General features: G+C 42.4%; 6 protein-coding genes. All 6 read left to right on the top strand.

Going from position 1 to position 4,211, the window contains the following annotated elements; genetic code table 11:
* Positions 1 to 257 (top strand): hypothetical protein (locus GTQ48_RS17555; RefSeq protein ID WP_203565299.1); only part of this gene is annotated, 257 nt, incomplete at its 5' end.
* 352 nt (positions 258 to 609) lie between these two features.
* Positions 610 to 921 (top strand): DUF7683 domain-containing protein, encoded by a 312-nt coding sequence (locus tag GTQ48_RS17350; protein WP_203565298.1) that lies wholly within the window; start codon positions 610 to 612, stop codon positions 919 to 921.
* A 540-nt stretch (positions 922 to 1,461) separates the two neighbouring features.
* Entirely contained in the window at positions 1,462 to 1,737 is a 276-nt protein-coding gene (locus GTQ48_RS17345; protein ID WP_163107794.1) for a hypothetical protein, read from the top strand.
* 151 nt (positions 1,738 to 1,888) lie between these two features.
* Complete coding sequence (locus GTQ48_RS17340) at positions 1,889 to 2,230, top strand: hypothetical protein (RefSeq protein ID WP_163107793.1); 342 nt, start codon at positions 1,889 to 1,891, stop codon at positions 2,228 to 2,230.
* A gap of 153 nt (positions 2,231 to 2,383) precedes the next feature.
* A complete protein-coding gene (locus GTQ48_RS17335) occupies positions 2,384 to 2,746 on the top strand; it encodes a hypothetical protein (RefSeq protein ID WP_163107792.1) in 363 nt (120 codons plus the stop codon).
* Positions 2,747 to 3,718: 972 nt separating this feature from the next.
* Complete coding sequence (locus GTQ48_RS17330) at positions 3,719 to 3,991, top strand: hypothetical protein (protein WP_163107791.1); 273 nt, start codon at positions 3,719 to 3,721, stop codon at positions 3,989 to 3,991.
* Positions 3,992 to 4,211: the final 220 nt, after the last annotated feature.

Raw genomic sequence — 4,211 nt, 5'->3', positions numbered from 1 at the left:
CTTTCAGTTGTACGCCTAACAAAACGCTGTTGGCACTCCCTCCGGTCGCTGGGACGCTAACACGTGGGCTGGCTCGCTCCGCTCGGATTTTAGCCCACGTGCTAGCGCCCCAAAGCTTAGTGTTAGGTAACACAATTGAACTCGGGCGCTTTTCAAACAATATCACTGGTTTTGTTGGGTTTATTGCCAGCAACAATACTACTCTTATTATCTTTCATCCCTTTAGGAATAAGCATTACTTTCATTTTCGACAATGAATTTGAGTTTTCATTTGGGCTGCTACTGCCATCAATTGCAGCCATGATAGGTTATATTGGCTTAGTCGCTTCTATTTTTAGGTTTCCTGTTTCGCACTTTCTAAAAATTGCATTTCTCTGTGTGGGCATTTCCGTTGTTCTATTTGTTGCTTATAGTGGTGCTTCAGATCTAGTAACACCACACAATAACGGTTTAAGGTATTGGTATGGTTATTTTTATATTTGCCCAGTTTTAGTCGCAGTTTATCTAATCGCTCGCAATTTCAAGGAACGAGAAAGTGTTACCTAACAAGCCAATAAACTCACTCGCTCCGCTCGCTGGGACGCATACACGCGGGGCGGCTTCGCCATTATGCCCCACATGTCTGCGCCCGTTATTGAAAAGTTATATGTCATTGGTGTGATTGATTTTAAATACAAGGTTCGTCGCTATATTGCCGAGTATTCTGAAGAAACAGAAGAACTGATAGCAGAACACGAATTAATAGATTTTGATCTAAATAAATTCAAGATCGAGTTTGGAGAAATAAATCCAGAACAACCCATGTTCGGTTGTTACCCGATTTCACCTTCAAATATTTCCTTTCTTGAAAAATATTTGGGAAATGAACTGAAATGGGATTTTCAGAAGAGCTCTTTCTTCGTTGAAGCTCGTGCCATATAACAAGCCAATAAACTCACTCACTACGTTCGCTGGGACGCATACACGCAGGGCGGCTTCGCCATTATGCCCTACGTGCCTGCGCCCGTTATTGAAAAGTTATAAGGCGCCAGCCTAAACTGCGTTTGGCTTTATGAAAATCCCAGTGGAACTACCCTCTCCTGTTTTCATTAGCATCGCTCTGGCTTGTGGTAGGTTTAAATCCGCCGCTTTCAATTTCAAAGGTGGTGTAATAGGCGCTTTATCGCCAAGTTATTAGTTGAACCTCGCAAGCGCCATTACACTTGATAGATCAGATGGCGGCTTGCTTCAGTCAAATATCAAAAACATTTGTGCACAGTCGTTTTGCTTGTTTGTGTTAACCATCAACCGTATGCTGGCTTCAACAGTTTTTAAAAAGACCAAAGGAACTGGCTTTGCTTATAACAAGGCGCTTAAGATCACTCCCTTCGGTCGCTCGGACGCATTTACGCGGGGCGGCTTCGCCATTATGCCCCACGCAACTGCGCCGCTTAGCTTAAAGTTATGTGTAAGGAGATAACTGTGGAATTTAAGGATGACTATGGAGTCTTCGTTTGCCCACATGTATTCCAGCAGTCCCTACCTATTTTATTTTCTGTAAGAGATTTTGACGGATCATGGCAGTTTCTTTGCGGTGATGATGATTGCGTGGAAAACGGTAAACCTCATCTTGTTCACGTAGGAAAACTAATCAAATCAGATCCAACAATCCATCAATTAACTTCAATGGAAATAGGTACTTTTGCGGAACGTTTTTCTTCTATTGCGGGTTGGACATTTGGCACATTGAAGGACTAAATTGGCAATTACACATAACAAAAAAATCAAGTTCGCCCACTGCGCGGGCTGGGACGCAAACATATGGGCTGCTCACTTCGTTCGGATTTTAGCCCACATGTCTGCGCCCCTTATTTAAAAGTTATGTGCTTCTACGATATGGGTATTCAATGTGTTTGAAATAGCTTTGATAGCAGTAATTGCAACTATCCTAAATGCGTTAACTGTAGAGTTTCATTGCAGGCTTCAAACTCGCCACATAGCTAAACAAAGAACTGTTTCAAATTTGATTAAGCACTATCTTTTAATGCTACCTTTTATCTTAGGCATGCTGCTGTTTCTATCTGTTATTCAAACCAAAATTAACCAGTTGGGTATCAGCTCTATTAAAGAATCTTTGTTGTTATTGGGTTTGGTTGTTCTTTTTTTATCGCCTTTTATCTATATCATGGACTGGCGCTATCCAGGTTTAGTCAGCAAAATGGAAAACTGGAGAAAAGGAGTATCAGATTAAATGCAAATTCTAGGTAATTTTAGGGACGCACATAACAAAAAAATCAAGTCACTCACTGCGTTCGCTGGGACGCATACATGCGGGGCGGCTTCGCCATTATGCCCCACATGCCTGCGCCCCTTATTTAAAAGTTAGGTGCTAAAAGGAAAAATTATGAAATCATGGAATGAATTAACTAATCTACAACGCGCAGTTATCGGTATCGCAATGGTTGTTGCGGCGGCAGTTTTGCCAGAGATAGCCTTCTTAGTTCAATTAGGTGGTATGGAGGTCGCATTTGCTCTCGTTTTTGCTAGCCTAGCTCCCATCACTTCTTGGTTCTCAACCAAATACCAAGCAATTAAAGAATGTTTACAAACTTCAGTAGTAGCTTTTAGGCATAGTGCATCTGCTAAACCTTCCGTCTTCTTCGTTCAAGCTTCTTTTTGTGCCGTCGCACTTCTATTTACAAGTTCGGGCTTATTGGCTTTTTACTTTTTTATGCCTAGTATGCTGCTAAATGGGGTCTTGGCGTGAGCGCACCTAACAAGCCAATAAACGCACTCACTTCGTTCGCTGGGACGCATACATGCGGGGCGGCTTCGCCATTATGCCCCACATGTCTGCGCCCGTTATTGGAAAGTTAGAAGGCGTCAGCCTAAACTGCACTTTGCTTTATAAAAACATCAGTCCAACCGCCCTCACCTACTGTTTCAAAAATCGCTCTGGCTTTTGGTGGTTTTAACTTCGCCGCATTAACTTCAAAGGTTGCGCAATAGGCGCTTTATCGCCTAGTTCTTATTTTCAGTCAGCAAGCGCCATTGCACTTGGTAACTCAAATGGCAGCTTGCTTCAGTCAAGTCAAAAACATCACCGCGCTGTCGTTTTACTTGTTTGTGTTAATAATCAATCGTATGCTGGCTCTATTAGTTTTTAAAAATGCCAAGGGAACAGGCTCTGCTTCTAACAAAGCGCTCAAGTCACTCCCTTCGGTCGTTCGGACGCAATTACGCGGGGCGGCTTCGCCATTATGCCCCACGTAACTGCGCCGCTTAGCTTAAAGTTATGTGACTAGAAGCTCATGCAAAATGTAAAAGTTGAGGAGGATTTAAGGCAGCTTGTAAAAGACGCAAGGTGGGCCATCTGGGCGTTTGCCATCTTAAACACTTTTGTCTTACTTTTTTTCCTTGCTGATGGTCTGTACAACGAATTTGTTTTCGTCTTATTGTTCATCCAAGCTTTCTTAGTTCTATTTTGGTTGGGACCTGTATTTCTGTATCAGGTCTTTATTAAAAAAGTAAGGCTAAAATACGCGGTTTACAGGGCTTTAGCATCGTACAAAGAAGCTTTGGCTCACTTTTCGTGGTAGCGTCACATAACAAACAAATTATGTCACTCGCTGCCGCTCGTTGGGACGCAAACACGCAGGCGGCTTCGCCATTATCGCCTGCATCTCCGCGCCCCATATTTGGAAGTTATGTTGCAAGGTAATGACAAGAGGGATTTTTTATGATGCAAAATGAATTAACAGCGAGAGGAATTCTTTTACTTATTTCTTTAGCTCCTGCCGCCTATGGCTATTACACACTCGTAAATCTAGATAGCCTTCTCTCTAGTTTTTCTTTTTTTATGCTGTCCGCCTACTTTGCCGCTGACCAATTTAACATCGAGCAATATCTCATCAAGAAACCTGTAAGAAAGCGAAAAGTTAAGATGATACAGAATGTATTTTCTGTTGCGTATTTAATTAGTACCGCGGGACATTTAGCGCTTAGCACATAACAAAAAAATTATGTCACCCGCAGGCGGGCTGGGACACAAACAGGCAGTCGGCTTCGCCATTGTAGCCTGCCTGTTTGTGCCCCATATTTAGGTGTTAGCTCAAGGAGGAACAATGAAACTTGTACTATTTTTAATTACACTTTTTTTTACACCACTCATATTCGGAAACGAAATAGAAATCCCAAACTCGAGTATCTCTTTTTCGGCTCCTAAAGGATTT

The sequence above is a fragment of the Alteromonas genovensis genome (assembly GCF_010500895.1).
GTDB lineage: Bacteria > Pseudomonadota > Gammaproteobacteria > Enterobacterales > Alteromonadaceae > Alteromonas > Alteromonas genovensis.
The sequence above is the reverse complement of the archived record's forward strand: the minus strand, read 5'-3'. Positions and strand labels throughout refer to the sequence as shown.

Excerpts from the sequence above, each read along its gene's own strand:
- GTQ48_RS17335 (WP_163107792.1), top strand. The coding sequence starts at position 2,384 with ATGAAATCATGGAATGAATTAACTAATCTACAACGCGCAGTTATCGGT.
- GTQ48_RS17350 (WP_203565298.1), top strand. The coding sequence starts at position 610 with ATGCCCCACATGTCTGCGCCCGTTATTGAAAAGTTATATGTCATTGGT.
- GTQ48_RS17330 (WP_163107791.1), top strand. The coding sequence starts at position 3,719 with ATGATGCAAAATGAATTAACAGCGAGAGGAATTCTTTTACTTATTTCT.